The sequence below is a fragment of the Pseudomonas sp. genome (assembly GCF_051660785.1).
Lineage (GTDB): Bacteria > Pseudomonadota > Gammaproteobacteria > Pseudomonadales > Pseudomonadaceae > Aquipseudomonas.
On sequence record NZ_JBOFQE010000089.1, the window covers coordinates 73,036 to 92,958 of the forward strand.

25 protein-coding genes are annotated in these 19,923 nt (G+C 56.9%); 9 read left to right on the forward strand and 16 right to left on the reverse strand.

Annotated features, from left to right (window positions below; all coding sequences use genetic code 11):
* Positions 1-192: 192 nt before the first annotated feature.
* The 8 genes from ACRC4F_RS24910 (at position 193) to ACRC4F_RS24945 (ending at position 6,304) form a co-directional block, all read left to right on the forward strand.
* A complete protein-coding gene (locus tag ACRC4F_RS24910) occupies positions 193-897 on the forward strand; it encodes a metallophosphoesterase (protein ID WP_438661748.1) in 705 nt (234 codons plus the stop codon).
* A 182-nt stretch (positions 898-1,079) separates the two neighbouring features.
* Entirely contained in the window at positions 1,080-1,352 is a 273-nt protein-coding gene (locus ACRC4F_RS24915) for a hypothetical protein (protein WP_438661749.1), read from the forward strand.
* A gap of 347 nt (positions 1,353-1,699) precedes the next feature.
* Positions 1,700-1,909, forward strand: a complete 210-nt coding sequence (locus ACRC4F_RS24920) for a hypothetical protein (protein ID WP_438661750.1) — start codon at positions 1,700-1,702, stop codon at positions 1,907-1,909.
* A 298-nt stretch (positions 1,910-2,207) separates the two neighbouring features.
* A complete protein-coding gene (locus ACRC4F_RS24925) occupies positions 2,208-2,969 on the forward strand; it encodes a flagellar brake protein (protein ID WP_438661751.1) in 762 nt (253 codons plus the stop codon).
* A gap of 736 nt (positions 2,970-3,705) precedes the next feature.
* Entirely contained in the window at positions 3,706-4,131 is a 426-nt protein-coding gene (locus ACRC4F_RS24930) for a response regulator (RefSeq protein WP_438661752.1), read from the forward strand.
* Positions 4,132-4,335: 204 nt separating this feature from the next.
* Positions 4,336-5,064, forward strand: a complete 729-nt coding sequence (locus tag ACRC4F_RS24935; RefSeq protein WP_438661753.1) for a hypothetical protein — start codon at positions 4,336-4,338, stop codon at positions 5,062-5,064.
* Positions 5,065-5,087: 23 nt separating this feature from the next.
* Positions 5,088-5,795: an SOS response-associated peptidase family protein gene (locus tag ACRC4F_RS24940; RefSeq protein ID WP_438661754.1), complete on the forward strand. Its 708-nt coding sequence runs from the start codon at positions 5,088-5,090 to the stop codon at positions 5,793-5,795.
* A 263-nt stretch (positions 5,796-6,058) separates the two neighbouring features.
* The gene (locus ACRC4F_RS24945) at positions 6,059-6,304 is read left to right on the forward strand and encodes a hypothetical protein (protein ID WP_438661755.1); all 246 of its coding nucleotides are present in this window, start codon (positions 6,059-6,061) and stop codon (positions 6,302-6,304) included.
* A gap of 191 nt (positions 6,305-6,495) precedes the next feature.
* Here ACRC4F_RS24945 and ACRC4F_RS24950 read toward each other — a convergent pair whose 3' ends face one another.
* From ACRC4F_RS24950 to ACRC4F_RS24970, 5 genes are all read right to left on the reverse strand, one after another.
* Positions 6,496-6,786 carry a hypothetical protein gene (locus tag ACRC4F_RS24950; RefSeq protein ID WP_438661756.1) on the reverse strand — a complete coding sequence of 97 codons (291 nt, stop codon included), beginning with the start codon at positions 6,784-6,786 and terminating at the stop codon, positions 6,496-6,498.
* 215 nt (positions 6,787-7,001) lie between these two features.
* Positions 7,002-7,547, reverse strand: coding sequence for a DUF2514 family protein (locus tag ACRC4F_RS24955; RefSeq protein WP_438661757.1), 546 nt, complete (start codon positions 7,545-7,547; stop codon positions 7,002-7,004).
* Positions 7,544-8,095, reverse strand: coding sequence for a glycoside hydrolase family 19 protein (locus tag ACRC4F_RS24960; RefSeq protein WP_438661758.1), 552 nt, complete (start codon positions 8,093-8,095; stop codon positions 7,544-7,546). The genes ACRC4F_RS24955 and ACRC4F_RS24960 overlap by 4 nt, the downstream gene beginning before the upstream one ends.
* 17 nt (positions 8,096-8,112) lie before the next feature.
* The gene (locus ACRC4F_RS24965) at positions 8,113-8,565 is read right to left on the reverse strand and encodes a hypothetical protein (RefSeq protein ID WP_438661759.1); all 453 of its coding nucleotides are present in this window, start codon (positions 8,563-8,565) and stop codon (positions 8,113-8,115) included.
* Positions 8,565-9,770 carry a hypothetical protein gene (locus ACRC4F_RS24970; protein ID WP_438661760.1) on the reverse strand — a complete coding sequence of 402 codons (1,206 nt, stop codon included), beginning with the start codon at positions 9,768-9,770 and terminating at the stop codon, positions 8,565-8,567. The genes ACRC4F_RS24965 and ACRC4F_RS24970 overlap by 1 nt, the downstream gene beginning before the upstream one ends.
* A gap of 76 nt (positions 9,771-9,846) precedes the next feature.
* On the opposite strand from ACRC4F_RS24970, the gene ACRC4F_RS24975 reads away from it, so the two are divergent.
* Positions 9,847-10,008 (forward strand): hypothetical protein, encoded by a 162-nt coding sequence (locus ACRC4F_RS24975; RefSeq protein WP_438661761.1) that lies wholly within the window; start codon positions 9,847-9,849, stop codon positions 10,006-10,008.
* Between the two features lie 5 nt (positions 10,009-10,013).
* On the opposite strand, the gene ACRC4F_RS24980 is transcribed toward ACRC4F_RS24975, so the two are convergent.
* Genes ACRC4F_RS24980 through ACRC4F_RS25030 form a run of 11 tightly spaced genes read right to left on the reverse strand, consistent with a single transcriptional unit; the run spans position 10,014 to position 19,919 of the window.
* Positions 10,014-12,092 (reverse strand): hypothetical protein, encoded by a 2,079-nt coding sequence (locus ACRC4F_RS24980; RefSeq protein WP_438661762.1) that lies wholly within the window; start codon positions 12,090-12,092, stop codon positions 10,014-10,016.
* A 3-nt stretch (positions 12,093-12,095) separates the two neighbouring features.
* Positions 12,096-13,328, reverse strand: coding sequence for a hypothetical protein (locus tag ACRC4F_RS24985; RefSeq protein WP_438661763.1), 1,233 nt, complete (start codon positions 13,326-13,328; stop codon positions 12,096-12,098).
* Between the two features lies 1 nt (position 13,329).
* Complete coding sequence (locus tag ACRC4F_RS24990) at positions 13,330-14,046, reverse strand: hypothetical protein (RefSeq protein WP_438661764.1); 717 nt, start codon at positions 14,044-14,046, stop codon at positions 13,330-13,332.
* Entirely contained in the window at positions 14,043-15,014 is a 972-nt protein-coding gene (locus tag ACRC4F_RS24995; RefSeq protein WP_438661765.1) for a hypothetical protein, read from the reverse strand. Before ACRC4F_RS24995 ends, ACRC4F_RS24990 begins: the two co-directional genes overlap by 4 nt.
* On the reverse strand, positions 15,011-15,421 hold the full coding sequence (locus ACRC4F_RS25000) for a hypothetical protein (protein ID WP_438661766.1): 411 nt from the start codon (positions 15,419-15,421) through the stop codon (positions 15,011-15,013). Before ACRC4F_RS25000 ends, ACRC4F_RS24995 begins: the two co-directional genes overlap by 4 nt.
* On the reverse strand, positions 15,421-15,714 hold the full coding sequence (locus tag ACRC4F_RS25005; protein WP_438661767.1) for a hypothetical protein: 294 nt from the start codon (positions 15,712-15,714) through the stop codon (positions 15,421-15,423). The genes ACRC4F_RS25000 and ACRC4F_RS25005 overlap by 1 nt, the downstream gene beginning before the upstream one ends.
* Positions 15,714-17,159, reverse strand: coding sequence for a hypothetical protein (locus ACRC4F_RS25010; RefSeq protein ID WP_438661768.1), 1,446 nt, complete (start codon positions 17,157-17,159; stop codon positions 15,714-15,716). Before ACRC4F_RS25010 ends, ACRC4F_RS25005 begins: the two co-directional genes overlap by 1 nt.
* Complete coding sequence (locus ACRC4F_RS25015; protein ID WP_438661769.1) at positions 17,159-17,728, reverse strand: phage adaptor protein; 570 nt, start codon at positions 17,726-17,728, stop codon at positions 17,159-17,161. Before ACRC4F_RS25015 ends, ACRC4F_RS25010 begins: the two co-directional genes overlap by 1 nt.
* Positions 17,725-18,021, reverse strand: a complete 297-nt coding sequence (locus ACRC4F_RS25020; RefSeq protein ID WP_438661770.1) for a hypothetical protein — start codon at positions 18,019-18,021, stop codon at positions 17,725-17,727. Before ACRC4F_RS25020 ends, ACRC4F_RS25015 begins: the two co-directional genes overlap by 4 nt.
* A gap of 44 nt (positions 18,022-18,065) precedes the next feature.
* The gene (locus ACRC4F_RS25025) at positions 18,066-19,037 is read right to left on the reverse strand and encodes an SU10 major capsid protein (RefSeq protein WP_438661771.1); all 972 of its coding nucleotides are present in this window, start codon (positions 19,035-19,037) and stop codon (positions 18,066-18,068) included.
* Between the two features lie 12 nt (positions 19,038-19,049).
* Entirely contained in the window at positions 19,050-19,919 is an 870-nt protein-coding gene (locus ACRC4F_RS25030) for a hypothetical protein (RefSeq protein WP_438661772.1), read from the reverse strand.
* Positions 19,920-19,923 lie beyond the last annotated feature (4 nt).

A 19,923-nucleotide genomic window follows, 5' to 3' on the forward strand; every position in this document is an offset into this window, starting at 1 on the left:
ACAAATCGCGTTACGGCTCAACTGACTGTCATTAGCCATATCTCTTGCCTCATTGAATGCCTCATAGCCAAGCCTGGCCTGCGATGCGCGGGACCGCGGCAACCGTAGCTCGCGGTTCGCCGGTAATACCCTGGCACAGCCTAAACTCAATGGACCACCAGACCGCCAGCGAGCGGCGGATGAGGCATTGTCATGTCCGAATCTAAACAGATGCGCATAAAGCGCTTCGCCGCAAACCCTGCGGGTCGGGATTTTGCGGTCGGCGACATTCATGGCTATTTCACTCGGCTGCAGGGTGCTTTGCATGAAAACAGGTTTAACCCAGAGGTCGATCGCCTTTTCAGCGTTGGCGACCTGATCGACCGTGGGCCCGAGTGCCGTGCCGCGCTCGACTGGCTGGACAAGCCATGGTTTCACCCAGTGTGCGGCAACCATGACGATTACGTAGTTCACTTCGATACCTGCGACGTTGATAGCTGGATCTACAACGGCGGCTTTTGGTTTACGGAGCTATCGCTGCCCGAGCAGAAAAAATTCGCAGCGAAATTTGCTGAGTTGCCTGTCGCCATCGAAGTCGAAACAGCACAAGGCCTGGTCGGCATCGTGCACGCCGATTGTCCATTTCCATCTTGGGAGCAATTGCGCAAGGAACTGGAATCGCCCGAGAGCAACAAGCGCCTGATGCAGGTGCAGAACCGCTGCATGTGGTCCCGAAGCCGGCTCGATCAGTGGGAGATGCAGGGCGTTGAAGGTCTGCGAGCACTGATCGTCGGGCATACACCCATTCGAAAACCGGTCAGGCTTGGCAATGTGATTCATATCGACACTGGTGGCTGGAAGCCGGATCTGGGCTACTTCACCCTTTTGAATCTCGAAACGCTCGAAGCTGGATCTTGATGGGTCTACGCGTACTCATTCCACTCTTCTCCGTCCTTTGCACGGCGCCATTGTAGTAGCCGCATAAACGTCTCTCACGTAAAAAGCTGGGCACATGTGCTCTACCGCTCGTCCTGGCATCAGCACGTTCACCCTCCGCACTCTTCCAATGCATACATCCACTCGCACGGTAGGCGCAAACGATGAACAGTAAAATTGCCGCTTTCATGCTCACGGGACTTCTATCGATCTACTCGATCTACTCGCTCGCGACAGAGAAAAACACGGAAGACGCGACCATCCCACCCAGCGCCCTTCCGGGGCTTAACCAGGGGGGCGAGTCTAACGAGGAAAAGGCTGACAAAAAGGGCGAGGAGGCGTCGGGCTCCAATTCCGGTGCAGAGTCGGAGGAGATGGAAAAAGACGCGGCGACGTCGAGTGGTTCGGGGGATGAAGGAACTAAGCGGAAGCCGTGACGGACAGGAATTCTGTGGGTTTTGCGCAGGCACAAAAAAGCCGATCTATCTGATCGGCTTAACTGTCTGATTTTACTCAGGAAATATGGTCGGGACGGAGTGATTCGAACACTCGACCCCTAGCACCCCATGCTTGCAGGGGCGCTAAAAAGCCTTACGGAACAGTCCTTTGGAACGGCGCCCACTGCAATCGATGCCCTACCGTGACTAACCGTGTTTTACGAATCCCCGCAAAAGTCCCTACAGGCTTTCGACAAGAAAGTCCCTGCATTCCGGCGTCCTGCCGACCGAATCCTCATCCTTTTTTTTGACTGCTACGCTCTCCTCCTTCACGGAGGAAAATCACGATGCCCAACTCAGACCTGCTCCCTTCCCTGCTCTACAAGATCAACGAAAACCAACTGGCTCTAGAGGCCGCCATCATGGAGCTGACAAATTGGGTCGAGCAACGAGGTTCCGCCGAAGTTGCCGGTAACGTGCGCGGCGCTTTGGAAGCGATCGACCGAAATGAGGAGTTCATCAAATTGACGCTTGCGGTGCTGATGGCGCCCGAGTGATCTCTCACAGGCAGAAATCGGCCAAAAACGGACGTTCGATGTAAGCCTGCTTCCACGTCAGTGCAAGCATTCACGGCGTGTATGGGAAGGTAAGTTCCCCGCGTCTTCCAACGAAGACTAGAACCAAACCGCAACGTAGCTGCCAATATCTTGCATCATCCGCAGCCCGCGCGAGACTTCAGAACCGCTATACCGTTCATCATTTTCCAGAATGCTACGTCGGTTTGCGTCTATCGTGCTTAAGCAGTAGTGGCCAAATGCCTTTATCGCGATTGTTTACACGAGAGATTGACAGCCAATGTCTGAGATCGCCAATGGATTACAGTACCACCAAATCCTGAGCACGCCGTTAGAGGTAGCGTCGAGGCTGCTTTCTTTAGTGGAGACTCGTGCGCCCCTGACATTAACATTTCCCAAATACGGAAAAAGTTTTAAAACGTATTTGGTTCAGGTTGACTGCGATCGCCATACGCTCACGCTAGATGAAATTATTTCTCGTGATGCTGCAGTTTTCCTGAATGAAAGGGAGCCTTATCGCATCGAAGGTTCGCACGGCGGAGTGCTAATCGCCTGGGAGTGCAGCAACCCTGTACACATCTGCACGATCGGTGGCCTGCGATGCTTTCAAATGGGAATGCCCGACGAAGTTATTTATTATCAGCGCCGCAACGCGTTTCGAGCGACGCTCAAATTATCACAACGGATCGACATCATCTTAGACGGCGATAAGCTCCGACGTAGCGGCGCTCTGCGCGGGCGCTTACTCGAAATTTCCGCCACCGGTTGTAAAGTAAGCTTCGATGGTAATCTCGAAGATCGGCTTCGGATGGGATGCATCTACGAACGGATGTCTACAGGCGCTCCGCTGAGCGTCAATCTAAATACGCTAGAGCTACGTCACCTTCGCTATGAAACTCGCCTCGACAGAACCTTCGTCGGCATGCGCTTCCATAACCTCAGCGGCCTGACGCAACGGAAAGTTGAAAGCTTCGTGAACCAACTTCAACGTGACGCGCGGAGAAGGGACAAGGATTGTATTGATGGAATACCAACACGATAGCCTTGACCAATAGCTCGCCGATCACAAAATAGCGTCTAGACGTATTTCTGGATGCTTATTTCGCGGCTGAAAGGCGAGCCGATTGAGGCATACATTTCAGCTAGCGGCAGCACTACACCCTCGTTCGGCGCGACTCCTGAGCGTCTGCTATGGGTCGCTTGCTGTCCTTCACGACAGGCGGCGATCTGTAAAAAGGGGCCGTTCGAGAACGGCTTCAATGCCATGAACTCTTTACGAAGCGGACGACTGCACGGTTGCTTTGGGTCGATTGGTCATCTCAGCTGCCACTGAATAAGGATAATGCTCGCAGCAAAGCCGAATGTGAGGATCGCAATTGCGCAGGTGATGCCGAGCAGCAGAGGATGTTTCCACAAGGCGCTATTCTCCGGCTTTGATGATCCAGCGAATGTTGGGTCCTAGCCTCTGAGCAAGAACCAAGCCAGCAGGCAAAGGCAGGCTCCTGGCTTCATGGCACGGTGATAAAACGGTCACTTCGTGACGCTAGACTTCTATTGTCTTAGCGACAATCCCCAATAGCGGGGGTCTTTCCTTACATTAGGTACTGAGTCCCCAGACAGGGTATCGGCATGGGATCGATTCCAGTCCCCTCCAAAGCGTGACATGACCGGTCACGAAAAATCGTGAGCCAAAATCATTCCCGCTGTCCTCCATGAACGGAAATCGGCCTACGCTGTCCTTTCATAACGCAAAAATACCGACGACTAGGAAAAGTAGATTGAACGTGAATTGGGAGGGATTACTGCCGATCGAAGGAGATGTGATAGTCGTTGAGGATGACCCGACTTTACGTTCTCTCATGACGGACATCTTGGCGGAGATCGGCGCCAACACTCTGGCTTTCGAGACCGCAGACGACGCGTTGACCCACCTTCTACAGAACCAAGGTTCTTGCCCACTTGTTATCGTGGATCAGGGATTGCCTGGTCAGATCCAAGGGATAGAGTTCATTGAGCTGATTCAAAGCCGTTGGCCCTCAATTGCATCGATTCTCACGTCCGGATATCTGATCAATCCGACTGACTTGCCCGCCGCCACACTCTACCTGCACAAGCCGTGGTCGCTAAATGATCTAGTGCTTTCGGTGGCTACCGTAATGCAGCCCGGCATTCCCATTTATCCATCCAGCGACCGATCGTTTTGATTCGCGGACGTTCACCATGAACGAAACAGGCTTTGTCGGCTTACTCTTCGTCCTGGGTTTCGTATGGACTGCCATCGTACTGGGGACAATTTACTGGCTGTCCTGATTCACGCTCCTCGTGAACAGTTCGTCGCTTTCTGTGACACCGTACGCCAACATCAATTACTGTACATACAACCAGTATTTGTAAAGCGAACTCTTTCAATGACTTTTGACCAGGCTCAAGCGCTGAGACTTCAGAAGTGGCGCTCGACCCTCGATAACCACGAATTCCGAATGCAGAACCCGGAGGCGCATCGCCAGACCCTGCATGCAATGAGCAAAACCTTGGCCACCGAGGGTTTGATCGACAAGCTTGAACAGTTCGACATGGATGAGATGGCGAACGCCGCCTACTGGCACGCTGTGGAAGAGCTGATTAACTCGCCACCGCGCTACTGCGGCGCGTCTTCCTACGATGTGGTGTTATGCGGGACTACTGACCTATTTGGTCGCATCGGCCGGTCCATCTTCTACGACGCCAACTCGCTTGCTGATCCTATGCGGTCTGGCTACGACGGCAAGACCTATCCGGATGCAAACGGAGCAAACCTTGTTTTCAATGCCTCAGGGGCTACCGCAAGAATTACCGGGTTGACTATGGCCATGCCCGACGGGCGACTCTTCGACCTTGTCGAGACTCAACGAATGATCGAGGGTGTGACATACGAACCGATCGTAGATCCCGATATGTACCGCGCTCTGGTCGACACTGCCCAGCTTGCCCGAGAGAGCCACGATCTGCGCGCATTCGAAAAGGCACGGCCACTTCTCGACCTGGCAAGCTTCTGCACCTGCCCGACCTGCCTTGATCGCTTCGGCCCGCGGGACGACTGTCCGACCTGCTCCGGAAAAGGGTTTGTAACGAAGACAACAGTGGCTGGTCTACGCTGAAAGCACGACGAGAGGACGCGGCAATGTGTGGACGACTTTCCCAGTACCGGGGCATTCATGACTTTGTGGCGGCACTGAGCATGCCCGGCGCGCTGGTCAACAACACTGGCGATCAGCCGTTCGAGCGGTACAACGCTGCACCAACGACTCAGCTCGCCCTGTTTCACCTCGAGGAGAACGTGTTACACGCCGACATGGTGCGTTGGGGCTGGCGGCCGCACTGGGCAAAAGACCGCGCAGCACCGATCAATGCCCGGGTAGAGAAAGTTGCCCACGGCCCTTTTTTCCGCGCGATTTGGCCACATCGGGCAATTATTGCGATCGACAACTGGTTTGAATGGGTGGACGAAGGCGGACCGAAGAAGCAGCCCTACCTGATTCGTCACCGTGACAGGTCACCGATCCTCTGTGCTGCAATCGGTCAATACCCGAATGCCGAGCATGAGCCCGGCGAGCATGACGGCTTCGTTATCATCACCGCTGACAGCGCTGGCGGTATGGTGGACATTCACGACCGGAGGCCGGTGGTGTTATCACCGGAGCTGGCCCGCGAATGGCTCGACCCGGCCACACCGAAGGAGCGCGCCGAACAAATGGTGCTGCTCCAGGGGGAGCCGACAGAGACTTTCGAATGGTTCAAGGTCGACCGTTCAATAGGCAACGTGCGCAACCAAGGCCATTATTTGATATCCCCAGTCGGTGAAGATCTCGAAGGTAATGGCTTGTTCTAAGTCTATGGGATAGTGCACCCACGGGCCAGGTCTGGTGCTAACGATCTCATGTCTACATTTATAGACCCCTGATACGCTTCAAACTCATCGAAAGGAATCGACCCGATGCCAAAATGGAACGTTCTTCGCCTTTCATTTGTTCCTGAAAAGACTACTCTATACTCTATGTTTCTCAGGTCCTACTCCACATTTGGCAAGAAGGAGCGGGTGTAATAATAGATTGATAATCAATTTATATATAACTAATCTTTTTAGGTGAACGAATGAGCGAATCTAATAGATCTATTTCCAGAGAACCCAAAAAATTTGGTGACTACATTGCGCTTTGCGGTCATTCTCAGCATAAGCCTGCTTGGCACGGGAATTATAGAGAAACACTACAGTTGGCCGATGCAGACGCGGCCGCTCATTTAAGTGACTACCCCGACCACGAACCATTTACTACCACTTCAATCGAAGCTGACAACATTTTGAGAGAATGGCAAATACACGACAAACAAGGACTTTGATATCGACATGCAACACTACATAGCAAACCGATCAACTGGGTAATTGCTATGGCGCCAGATCCAGTACGTTCCTAAAGAAAATTTACGCCGTCTCTTTTACATCTTGGGCAGAGCGGCTTGCAACCAGTACAAACCACCCTTGGAGCCACGTGCAAAATTTTGCTACGGGCGGTTAATTTTCTAATAAGTTTCTAGTATCCCTGAAGCTTCTTTCGCTCAGCGTCTGCTTTTGCAGCTTCGGTTTGCTCTTTCTGCCACTTTGCGTCTTTTTCTGATCGTTCCTGCCCTTGATTTGGTTCTGGCGTAGACGCCGGCTTTTCCACAGGAGCTGGCCTGTCCGCATTAGGTTTTTCCACAACTGGTTTTTCTGTTTTCTCGCTATCCTGCGTAGTCATTTTCTTGTCCTCGCCTTTATAAAAACAACAAGTTAATTCTAACTTACCAAATGGAAAAAACTTTTTGTTTATAGATGCTTTTTTCATAGGAGTGATTGCGTTCCATTACAAAACCAGACGATTAAACTATTCGGCATTTGCCAGATACAAAAAGACGCGATAAAAGATGTGATGGTAAAGCTACAGCGTCTGCTTAGCACACGCTGCTTTAGCCGGTATTTCCGGCATCGTGGTTGAGTAGTTATGTGTTGCGCCGCCGGTGGGATCCAGCGCTTTACCGGTCAGCAATCGATCAGTAGCAATCATCGCTTGGGCCGTCTCAAGCGACTGCGCTTAATAAACAGCCCATCATACGCCTGCTCGCAGGTCACTCCCCTGGCCCGGGCTTGGTCAGCAACTGTAGCCAAATCGCCCGCTCTCTCATCAACCCGCTTGAGCACGTCGGCAAGCACCATTGCGGCGCGGGTAGCTGCCTTGCTTGCGGCGGCAGCGCAGGAATTGCCGCTTCCTTCACTGGCTGCGAGTCGAGCGGCAACGGTGTCGGCTGCCCCGCGCAGGCCGTCAGCAGAAGCGCGAGCGGCAGCAGCGTCAGCAACTGCCTGATCGATCGTACGTTGTCCATCTTGGGTCGCCTTTTCAATTGAGCGTTGGTATGCCTGCTCCTTGGCCCGGGTTGCGGCTTCATTCGCAGCCTTCGCCTTCGCGTCCAGGGTATTACGGTCATTCCAGCGGCCAACCCACTCAGCATCCTTGACCGAAAGCCCGTGGTGATAGACGCCGAACAGCGCGCCAGCTACCAGAGCCATTGCAGCTATATAAGGAAGGAGGCGGAGCGGGAGCGGGTTCATGTCAGCACCTTCAGCGCCTTGGCGTAGAACGCTTGACGCTCATCCCAGCCGTTCAGCCCGCCATTGATGCGCCGGGTAATGGTCTTCAGGTCGCCAGTATCAGCCAGCGCATTCAGGTTGCGAGAATTCCAAAACCACGCCGCCGACTTGCAGGCCCACTCGGCTTGCTCCAGCAATTCAGGAGTTCGCAGCAGGCGGTCATCGCCAAACAGTGCCTTGCTGCATGCCAGATAGTTGTCGCGCCCAGTCACCTGAATCAGGCCGCGGCCTCGATATCGTTGCCCGTCCCCGTCGGCCTCTGGCGTATTGCCAAGCCGCTTGGCCAGGGTTCCGGTGTCGTACTTGCTCAGGTACTGGTCGCCGCCGAGTTCCTTCACGTACCGGAACTGGCCGCTCTCATGTCCTACCTGGGCAATGAAGGCCGCCATCCTCAGCCGGGTGTTGATCTGGAACCGCTCCATGGCCAAATTCAGCGCAGACGCAAAAACGCCGGCTTGTTTGCCGGCGTTCGGGAGGATTTGCCGCAACTGCTGCGCGGTGATGGGCATGACATTTCTCCAGGCTTCTAGACGGTGTCGGGCGATGTGGCCGATACGCTAAGGTCCATCCCATCAGATGGCTGAACTGGCCATGTGACCGTTACTGGCCAACCGGCTTGGGCCGATACACGGCCCAGCGCGGAGGAGAACCGATACCACGCGGTCGACTGCGCCTTGCGATCCGGCAATTCGGTCTCATCAGCGGGGGTAGAGGAGCCGTCTGCAATGGAAAACTCGATATCGTCAATGCGATTAGCTAGCGCCGCCTTTTGAGCGCTTGCCAGTTGCACCAGTCCACGCAACTTGGCACTTTGCGCTGCGAGGATCTGCTGTGGAGTCGGAGGCGGGTTTTGAATGGCGTGCGCCTCCTCGTCTGTGATGGCGACGCAATCTGCAGGCAGTAAACTCAGCCCACCATTGGCGATATCTTCGGCGCTGAGGAAATAGCAGTTCCCTGCATCATCTTTGAAATAGCTCATTAGCGAAGCTCCAGCCATTGCGAGAGGGTTGGGGTACCTGCCGAACAGCTTGCCCGGTAGGTCGCTCCTGCAGGAACAATGACGGTTATTGCCGAAAACGCATTGACACCGCTATTTGGATTGCCGTTTACAGATAGACCATTCATCACAACAACAGACGCACCTGCCGCCGCAGTAATTGACATCGTCACATTGAGAGTTATCGGCCTGCCGGTGGTGTTTGCATAAACAGTGCCCAGCACCCGGCTGCCGGTTACGTCCTGCCACGCTTGCCCGAAACCGATACTCGACAGAGCGGTAAGCGCTTGCCCCCCACTGCCCTGCACCAAGGTTGGTGCCGTCGCCCAGGCTCCCGCCGTGGCTTCGGTGATCTGAATGGAGCCGACGACGCGATACGGCGATCCGGCGGCGACAGCCGACGCAGAGTAAATAACCCCCGCAGAGGTCGAGGCGGCGCTGATCGTCGTTGGGCTAATAAAACCTGTCTCGCTCAAATCTGCCCCGCCGCCCAGGTTGGTCACGCACAGGACTGGTGTTCCGGCGTTGTAGGCGACCAGAAACACTAGCGTAGCCTGCAATGCTGAAGTCGTTCCGAGCGTTGCGGAGGCAGGCACTACAATGGAAAGACCGGCCGCTATATTTGCAACGACTGGCGTGCCAACCGTCGCTGTAGCGTTGCGGAAAACCAGTGGCGCCGGCGCCCAAGCGACCGTCAGCGCATTGGCCGCGACAGAGGCCGTCAGAGATTGAATGGGTGTCGTAGCCTGCAAAACACTGCCTGAGCTGTAAATCAACACCCAGGAACCGCCGCTAACACTGGTGTTGTATTGGAGACACAGTTCGCCGTTCGCTACAATTTCCCCGCCTTGCAATGGCGCGTGGGCAATGGTGACAACAGGCTTGGCAGCGAGGCCATTCGGGCTAAAAGTGGTGGCCCCCGTATTCAGCAATGATGCTTTGACCAGCAGGACGGTGCTATCACTGAGCGTCGTTATGGCTGGCGAATAGGTTGCCGTGATTGCGTTTGCAGTCCCGCCAGCGGCGGCGTAATTGAAGCCATTACTCTGCGCCCCATCGCGCAAAAGGGCGATGTATGATGCATAGGTGCGCAGATAGTCATCTATCAACGATGGCGATTCAGAACCCGCTGGACTGTTACTGCCGGCGGCGGTCGAAAGATCATTGATTGAAGAAGGGATAGGCATGTTTGTTCATCCCAATAAAAAAGCCCGCACATGGCGGGCTTAAGTTGAGTGAGGGCGTTACACCCTGGAGGTTCGCTTGAGCGAGCATCTATTGAAAGCAATCCAGTTTTCCGGCGTATTTGCAGGTCTCTGGCTGCTGGTCAGATTTGAAGAGTGGCTGACTTATTTAGCCAAAAAGCACCTACCCAAGGGGAGCAGGATCAGGAAAATTGTCCTGATTAAACCCGACGAGGATTAGGCGCCTCATTGCTCCGAGATCCCTAATAGTCCAGGCGCTACGACCATCGGCAGCATGCTCGGTCGTGGCGTTTTGGGGATCACCATGTTCAGCGGCGGATTAAGCGCAGAGCCCACATCAGCCATTTGCTTAACTTTGCCAGCAGCAGTAAGCACCATATTCAGCGGCTGCCCGATGCCAGGGATTGGCAATTGCTGGATAAAGCGCAACAGGTTCGGCGCGGTAGTCGACCCTGCCGGCTTCATCGGCGGGTTCATAATATTGCCGCCGACCCGCAGAATCCTTTGATAATCAGCCCATCCGGCATTCCCAAAGAGCTCCTTCCCTTTCTCCGGTCCGATACGATCGAGCGCCTTGCGCATTCCGTTGATGGTGAAGGAGCCACCAGTTTCACTCTGAAGTGTTGAGGCATCTCGAACATAAGCCTGCGCCGCATCACGCAAGGCGCCCATGATCGGCACGCCTCGCTGAGATTCAAGCTGAGAAAGCCCTCTCAGGTCGTCGACTTTCATCCGCCCCACGATGTCGGGCAGGTCCTCGGGGGCATATTTGCCTTTGAGAATTTTATCGATCAGTGGGCTCGCATCCTGGAAGCGGAAACGGTCGGCAGCAGCCGTTCTTGCAGTCTTGAAGGCGTTTGCCAGGTTCTGCTGGATTGTGTCTGGGGCAATCTCTGGGCCGAACGGCGATACAGCACTGTTCGGTACGGTTAGCTGATTACCACCGAATCCCTGGCCGCCGCGCGATTCACCATAGCCCTCAATGGCGTTGATCAGGTGGCTTTTAACGATGCCAAGAGCCTTCGCTTCGGCAGGGTCATTCGTACCGTAAATGCGCCCATTCAACGCCTGCAGGCGTTGCAACGCCGTGCCCATATCGAAAGGCTCTTCGCCTTCGGTAGCCTTCTGGAACCATGACAACGTATCGGCCGGCAGCTTTGAGCCGAGCATCTGTTGATCCAGATCGATAGATGCATCATTGACGAACCGGTGAGGGTCGAGAGGGATATCACGCCCGGCCGTATTTCTGGCAGCTTGGTAAAGTTTGTCGGCTTTTGTCTTCAGCGCATCATCATAACCAGTGACGGATTTTTGAAGAACTTGTCCACGCTGGTAGTCAGAGGCAGTGCCCGCGCCTTTTGAAACTCCTTGAAGCAGTGACCGATTCGCGTCTACGAATCGCGCCTGAATTTGGTCGTCAACAGTATTGAGGTTGTTTTCCATCCACCACTGTTTAGGGTCGCGACTTAGCCAGCCGCGTGTTGGCTTAATGCCGAGAGTATTAAAGTCGGCCATGCGACCAAGCTGAACAGTGTCCAGGTTATCCACGTCCTCAATGGCGTTCTTACCGATTTTAATAACCTGATCTTTAACGGCTTGCGGAAGCGCGTTGTAGTCGATTCCTTTCTGGGAGAGCTTCGCCGATATCTCCATCTCCACAGGAGCTTTCGGAGTCATAAGCTGTTTAACACCGCTAGCCACTTTACCGACACCTCGCCCGATCGCCATGCCGCCAGCGCCGCCAATAGCTCCAGTAGCTGTGTTGGCTACCCGGTCTGAGACATCACCAGGCTGTGACAGTAAGCCAAAGGCCGCGCCCGCTCCGGCCGCCTGCTTATAGCTTGCAGGGTTGATCACGGCATTGCCTGCTGTTTCCAGCAAACCACCAGCAGTTTTGATCGCCGGCATTGCGCGTGCAGCGTTCGCCGCCTGTATCGCCTTACCGCCAGCTTGCAAGCCGCGACCACCAAGATAGGCAAGCCCGATCTGCCCGCCAATGTTTCCGGTAATACCTGCCGGGTCTGACATGAGGTCATCATCTGCACCGGGCGCACGCTGCCAGCCGCGAGGCCAGAGAACACCACCAAGTCCGATGCCCTCCATCAGATCCGCAACAGCCTTACCCGCGCCAAGTGTGCCTCGCTCCAGCCAGTTGCGGCCGCTGAGACGACCAGAACGCGTTTGCGGCTGGGCCGCGACCTCTTGCTGAGGCTGTGCTGCTTGGACCTGAGGCTGTTCAGGAGATTGTGCGGCGCTCTCCTGCTCCAAACGCATGCGGAACTCAAATTCTTCCTGTTCGGTCATGGTTTATTGCCCCTGACGCCGTTTGAATTCTTGGTAACGAGCTTCTTTGTCTGCATCGGCGAATGCGCCTGCTTGCGGCATGGGCGCTGGCTGTTGTGGTTGTAATGCATTGCGAGGAGTGACTATTTCCGCACCACGCCCAGCCGGCACCCTCATATCCTTTTCGGCTTGGCGTCGCGCCATCGCCTTTTGCTTTATCACCGCTTCGCTGTCACCCACTACCGGGAAAAAGGTGCGAATGTTGTTATCCACTTCGCCAGGCGTTGCCGCCGCCCCCGTCTTGGCGCGCAAGAAGCCTTCCGCCCATTGCCGTTGCGTCTGAGCGACGAGCTGTGCGGTCTCCCCCGCAAACGCGTTGGTATAAGGGCTGCTGGTGAGTGCCACCCGCGCAGGCGAAACCTTTCCACTAATTTTTCCGAGAGTGTTGGATGCGTCGGTCATCTGACTCAGGTACAGCGTGCTCTTTCCTTCTGACTCTGTGAGCTTGGAGGATGCGCCGTCCTGAAACGGCGTACCCGCCTGCGTCACGATGGGCGACACTTGACCGGTACCCTTGTCGACCCGATAACTGTTGCCGTCGGGGCCGCTAATGATCTGGATGCGTCCAGCCTCTCGCTGGACATTGTTGGCGTCCTTCAGCGTGGCATTCTGCTCCCGCTGATTCGCTATGCCGGCCCAACCGCGGGTATCTGCCGCCTGCTCGCCCGGCGACATGCTCATGGCGAAACTCTGCCCGGCGGTCGGTACTGCGAACTGCTTCACCCCGCCCGTGTCGACCAGCTGCGGGGCGACGTAGGAGTTGATAGCCTGCCCCACCGGCTGACCATATTCATCGTACTGGACGGTCTGTTTGTTGCCATCGGCGCCTGGGATCTCAACCGTGCGCGCAACCTTGCTCATTCCGGCCTTTGGAAGTTGGGCGTATTTGGCAATCTCTTCAGGCCCCAGGCCGAGCGCTGCCGCTGATTTCCAATCGAATGTGTCGCCACCGTCAGCGCTTTTCCCATAAAGAGTCGGAATTGTTTGCGCCTGTCGCTGGAGCATGTCCGCTTTTTGCTGCTTGAGCGCGTTTCCGCTGGCAGCGGAATAACCAGCGATCCCTGACAGTCCCGCAGCGCCCAACGTGTTGATTGGTCCGCCGCGCCCAGCAGTAGCCAAACCACCGAACGCAGCCGCGAGCAACCCTTGGCCGGCGGGGGTTTTCACGAAATCAAGAAGCCCATTCATGTCAGGCATTTCAGAATCTCCCTCGGCGTTGCTGCGCGTACTGCTGGCGCTGAGCGATCAATGGGTTTGGTTGGCCTTGAGCGATCTGGGCCAGGGTCTGCGGGCCGGTGTTGGCTTGCTGCATGGCTTGTGCGCCACCCATTGGTTGCTGCTGTTGGCCTTGCGAAAGCAAGCCGTAGGCTTTCTGCCCGTAACTGGCCGCATCCATGTAGGGTTTGGCCTGGGTGTTGAAATTGGAAAGACTGCTGCCCATGGAGCTGAGCAGTCCAGGCGATGCATTGCCGCCAGCATAAGCCGCATTGCCCATGCTGCCAGTCACCGCCGGCTGCCCCAACCCATAACCTGCGCTTGCAGTGGATGCCCCAGCAGTACCTGCTGTCCCGGCGCTGCCGGCTGCACCACTTGCGGCGCTAGACCCGCCACCCAGCAGCCCCCCCGCCGCACCGCCCGCGTAAATCGAGGCGATGGTCTTGGCAATGTTGTGCATGGTCTTGCCAGGGCCGGTATTGATCCCGGCATCCTGAGCTTCTTCATAACGCTGAGGAGCGGCGCCGCCCCACTGGTCTACGAGTGGCTTGTCATCGGTGCCCAAAATGCCGTTCCACATCTTGGTTGAAAACGGATCCGCCGAGCCGTAGAACAGCCGCGCCGGATTGTCTTTCACTTGGCTGCCCATGGCACCCAGGTTGAACAGCTCAAAGCTGCCCACATCACCGAAGAAACTCATTTACCACCCCCGCCCGATTGTTTGGTAGTTGCGGTATTTCCCAGCCCCGAGCCGAACACGCCGGACATCGCCGCGAGCTTTTTGTACGGGTCGTTCTGCATGTCTGACCAGTTTTGATACTGGGCGTCGAGACCTTGCTGCTCGTTGTCCTGGTACATGTTGGCGGCGTTCATGAAGTTGTTCGCCACGTCCATGCCCTGGCTCTCGTATCCTGGCGCCAGGCCAAGCATCTGGCTACGCAGCTGATCGTTGCGGCTCGCATAGTCCTGTCCCAACCCGGCGTTGAACTGATTGTTCTGCAGGTTGCGATTCAGCTGGTTCTCGGCCAGCCCCTGCTGCGCGGTGTAGTCCTGCATGCGCATGCCTGAGGCGGTGTTGCCGAGGTTCTTGGTTAGGTCATTCAGCGCCCCCTGCGTGGCAGCCTGAGCTCCTGTGTTGCCGAACGAGCCTGAACCGACCAGCTGACTGGTCAGCCCGGGCGCCACCGCGTCGTTGTAGTTGCGAGTGATATCGCCCAGGGTTGCATCGATGTTCTGCTGCAGGTACGGGTTCGATCCGGCGTACTGATTGGTTCCGCCGTTCCCGGCATAGCCATAGGGGTTATCCGTTGCGGCCTTCCCGGAATTCAGGGAGTTTGTGACAGTGCTTCTGGCGGCGTTCATGGATGGATCGCCGTAGTTGAAGATCTGCCCAAGCCTTGCGGTCGCTGAATTCTGAAAAGGGTGCATGCCGGCGACTTGCTGACCGCCGTAGGACTGATATGGCGTGTTTGAGAGCTGCATGGCCTTGTCGCTGTACGCAGCGGCCAGTGGCTTTAGCTCGTTGGGAATGGATTGCGTGGTAGAACTGGACTGACCACCACCGCCCTTATGGGGGCGAATCACATCACCAGTGAAGGACGGCAGCGCACCAATGGCCGGGCCGCCGAACTCTGCGCTAAGCTGTTCGTGCAGGGCTTCAATATTCACAGTTCGACCTCCAGGACTTGGTAGACCGGCGCGAATCCACAGCGCTGCCGGTAGAGACGGGCTTGAGCTGGTGCGGCTGCGCAACGCAGGCGCAAGCAGCCCAGCGATTTGGCCATGACCCCCAACTCTTCGCAGAATTCTTCAAAATGGCCGTGCGGGGCGTACAACTCATAGACGTACAACACGCGGCAGTTCGGCAGTTGCTCCACACCAACGACGCCCCAGCCAGAAACCACGTCATCACGGTCAAGACGCAACAGGGTCCGCTCGCCGCGGCTGAGCATCATTTTCAGCTGGTCGCCTGTGATCTCGCCGCCGGACGTGGCGCAGGCCAGGCCGAGGTTGTGGGCGCCCTCTTTCCAAGCCACGTCGATATGCGACGTCGGCACCATGATCAGTTTGTTCATCAGTTACCCGTCAGGCAGCGTTTTTGAACCCAGGTGCCCGGGGTTCCTGAAGCGATGCATTTCCAGCCATCAATGAAGTATTTCGAACCGGCCGTGCCGATTTCTGTTGGGGTCGAGTTATGGACCTCGTCGCCCTGCATCCAGTCGCCACTGGTAGGCGGCGCAGTGGTTGCCGCGTAACGGCCGGCTATCCTGCCTTCAGACAGCAGGTTGACCTGGGTGGCATGCTCACGCAGTTCACGCTGTAGAACAGGATCAGTCGTTCCTACCGTAGGCGTTGTTCTGAGCTTCATCAGCGGCCACCAGCCGGCTGCAGGTCCGCATCCATATGCGTGATCCGCACTGGCCCCGTAAACGTGAAGGTCGCCTTGTGCCACCGGGCGGATACCCTCACATCAAACTTGCCGTCCAGCACCGCGCCAGTCGCACCTGCAGTGAAACCCTCCCCAGAGTTCTGCTGGATGAAGGTCTGCGCGGTAGCAGCGGCAGGCGATATGGCGTAGCGCAGACGAATCTTGTTCAGCGCCATGACCTGGTCGTCATCTCCGGCTTCACCGGTCGCCATGGAACTCGCCACCGACACGCCTGTCATGGATTGCAGCTGATGCGAGGTGTTGAAAATCGACATCGATTTGCCGCCAGCCAGCCAGAATTGGGAGTCGAACGAGTACGAAGACAGGCCGTCAATCGTGGTCGAGATGGCCGACAGACCGTCGATGGTCACACCGTTGGCGACGTAGTTCAGGGCAGCCTCGATACTGCGGTTGGCCACACCCCACTTCTTGGAGGTGATGTGGTAGACCAGCGCCGAGTCAGGCGAAGTCGCACCGAGAGAAGGGTAGAACACCCACACCCGGTTGTTTTGCCGGTCGAACACGCAAATCGTCTTGTAGCGGTAGGCCGGGTTCGAGTTGTTGTAAAAGAACTGCCGCACGTACCCCTCAGCCACCGGCACAGGCCGAGTGCCGTCAAAAATCCACAGGTTGTCGTCGCCGACGAAGAAGTGCGCGCCGCCAATATCGCAAATCGCCTCCTTGCCGACACAGCCCGCCTCACCGCCAGGAACCTGAATCCAGTTCCAGACCGTCGGCGCGCCGACGTATTGACCGAGATAAATGGATTTGGCCTTGTAGGCGATGGCGTACTCACCAAGGCGCATGCCGGCAGTCAGCCGGCCAGCAGTCGCTACCAGTCGCCCGGACGTGGCCTGGGTCGCAAGGTTCGGGGTCCACGACGTGTCATCGAAGGCGGCGCAACAATGCCAGCCGTCCGGCTTTTCAGCCCCGTCATTTGTATTGAGCGCCATGACAAACGCACCGACCGTGAACAAGATTTCAGCCTTTGGCGAGGTCGCAACATCGGCGAAAGCGGCACCTGTCGAGCGCTGAATCACGTCGGATCGGTTCGCGCAGAGCGTGGCATCACCGAACTGGGTAATGGACCAGCGCGTATCGACGCCGCCGGTATACACGGCAACCCGGGACACATCTGTCCAAACGCCTGATGCGAGTTCGTAAAGCTTTGTGGCCGTGCCCGCGATGATCCGGCGCGTATCATCCAGCTTGGACACCACCGCCGCACCGATGCAGGCCGCCGCAAGCACTGGCGTGGCCGCAGGCGTGGCCGGCTCTGGCGCGCCTTCCATGCCGTTCTGATACGGAATCAGGTTCGAGCAACTGGTAAGGATGCCGGGCGTTGTCACGTCGGCATCCGGCGCAAAGCCCATCAGCGGAATCATCAGCGAGCCCTCGCAACCATTGGCCCGGATCGGCGTTGATCATTGCCGCGAAGCTCGTCCAGAACCTGCTGGAATCGACCCTCCCATGTGGTTGCATCCGCTGCGTTCTTGACGAACAACGAGGCTTCCATGAGCGCCCCCCAGAGGTACAGACTCCACGGACCTTCGCTCACCCAGTTGGTGGTGGCGGTCGACAATGCAGGAATGCGCACGTACAGCACCCCCTGCACGTCGCCAGCGCCATCAAAGCGCAGATCCGCCCCGTCCCATGCGTACATGGTTGGAGTGCCCTGATACCCGCCAGCGATAACCGACTCAAGTGCCTGCGGCTTGAGTGGCGTGCGCTCGTAATCCGGCACCCATAAAACCTTCACATCAATCACGTCAGCAGCTGGCGTTATCAGGTTGTCCGTGATCGCGGTAGCAGCCAGGGGGGACTCCATCTGGCGAACACGTAGCGCGCGGTTCATGCGCTCCTCGGCCAGTTCGATAAAGTCGGGGATACGCGCAGACAGGTCGCCGCGGTTGATCCAGTCCGCCACTCTTTCGCTGATCTGGGCGTAATTCATTTGAGGACCTTGCTGAAGGTGGTCATCATCGGATTGGCTTTGAGCCAAGCGACCAGTCGTTTCTGGTCTATGCCGCCGTCTTGCCGCAGCATGGTTCCCAGCACGGCGTTCGGGATGAACCCGATGTGCCGCATCTCACCCCAGCTCTCGCCCTCGGTAGCGGCGCGCATATCGGCGGCACGGTCGAGGAATGGCTGAGCGTCGTACGACTTCTCGAACACGATCTTGTCGTCCAGGTCGTGAACGGTTGTCTTGACGCCGGTCTGCGGATCGTATTCGGTAAATTTGGGCATTAAAAAACCCGCCCCAGTTGCCCAGGGCGGGCCTCATCAGGTGGTTAAGCGGTTAGATCAGCGATCTTGCCGTGGGCCTTCTCAGAGGTGACCACAAGGCACGCCTCGACGGAGACCAGCTCCTTCTCTGTGTGACCGGTCTTGGCCAGAGCCTCGGACTTGAACCCGCCCAGGTAGGCGATGCCAGCGTATTCCGGGTTCAAGATGAACACGGTGCCGCTGTTGGCGGTGGCCTGGACGTAGTTCGGAACCACGGTCAGCTCGCCAAAGTCGGACATGTACACGTCAGCACCACCCACGATGGTGGCTTGCGAACCCTTCTTCACATTCACGCGGCTTGCAGCAATGCCAGTGAACGCGGAGAAGCCGGCCTTGTGGCTCGGCGTCATGCTGATGATGCTCGGCATCTCACCGCTGTTGGTGTAGATGCTCTGCATGACGGTCTTCAGCTGAGCTTCAGCGAAGGCGCGTGCAGTGCCAGCCACTGGCGCGACGGTGGCCAGCCCAGAGGTGTGCGCAGTGGTCGAACCGCCAGCACCGTGGCTGGTGTTGGTGTACAGCAGCACGCCCAGACCCGCCGATTTGCGAGCGGTGGTGCTGTTGCCCTGCACGGCCGGGTTGTTGGAAATGACCATGGCTTCCAGATCGCGCTTCAGCTCGACCATTTTCTTCGAGATCTGATACTTCATCTCGCTCGAGCGGCCGGCGGACTTGGTTTTTTCCTGGGTGCTGGACACCACGGCGACCTTGTCGAACAGCTGCACAGTGTTGGCCACGCGCTCGGTTGGGGTCAGCGCGGTGCCGGTGCGGTCATCGCCTTCAATAACGGCGTTGTCCTTGTTCGGCGTGTCCAGGTTGTCGCGCTGCCATTCGTGCAGGCGCTGGGTAGCCTTGAAGCGGCCGATGGCGGAGACGATCGGGGTCTTCTCCGGCGACACCATGTAGATCTTGTCTTGCAGGTCTTCGCGGTTACCTACGGCATCGTAGGAGTCGAAGGTGTTGGTAGGTTGGGTCATGGCTTACTCTCCTCAGAGCAAAGCAGCCAAATCCTCGACACGGCCGTTCTTTTTCAGGCGGTCGAAGGCGGCTTGATTGGTTCGGGGCTTTTGCGGGGCGGCCTGCGGCTTGATTGCCGGGGCTGCCTCAGCGACTTTCCGCATGGCTTGAGGCTGTTTGGCCTGAAGCTCACGCCACTTCATGGCGTCATGCAGGACATGCACGTAACGGGCGTCCACGAGGCCTTCAAGCTCCTCGCTTTTGATGCCGTAATGCTCTTCAGCTGTTTTGCGAATCTGCTGAGCGGTCTGCGGCCCAAAGCCCGGCAGTCGTGCGTGCAGATCCTGTTGAGCCTCGGCGAGCATTTGCTGACGTTGGGTGTCCGTCAGGTGCTGGGCTTGGGCCTGGGTCTGCTGCAGTTCTGAGAACTTGGTTTGCGCCTCACGCTGAAGCTGTTGATAGGCAATGGTCAGCTTTTGGGCCTGTGCCGGGTCCGCATCAACCAACGCGTTCCAGTCCAGAGCCTCGAATTGGGCCAGCCGATCCTGCACTTGACGGAACTCGACAGCCTTCTCAAAGGAGGCGCCCAACACCTGTTCGCGCTGCTGAAGAGCTTGCGCACGCTCTTCGACGGCCCGACGCTGATCGGCTACCTCTTGGGTTTTCTGGGTGTAATCCTTGTGCATGAGGACCATACCCTTGAGTTCCTTTGGAACCCGGTAGGCCTTGCCCTCAATCTCAACCAGCTCGCCGTCGTCTTCTGCCGCTGCTTCAGGCTGCTCACCCTCTTCGGGGAGTTCTTCTGCCTCGGCTACTTCGCTTTCTTCGACCTGCTCGGGCGCTTCGTCCAGAAGCTCGGATACTTCATCCAACGACACTCCGCTTTCTTGGTTGGTGTCCATCACT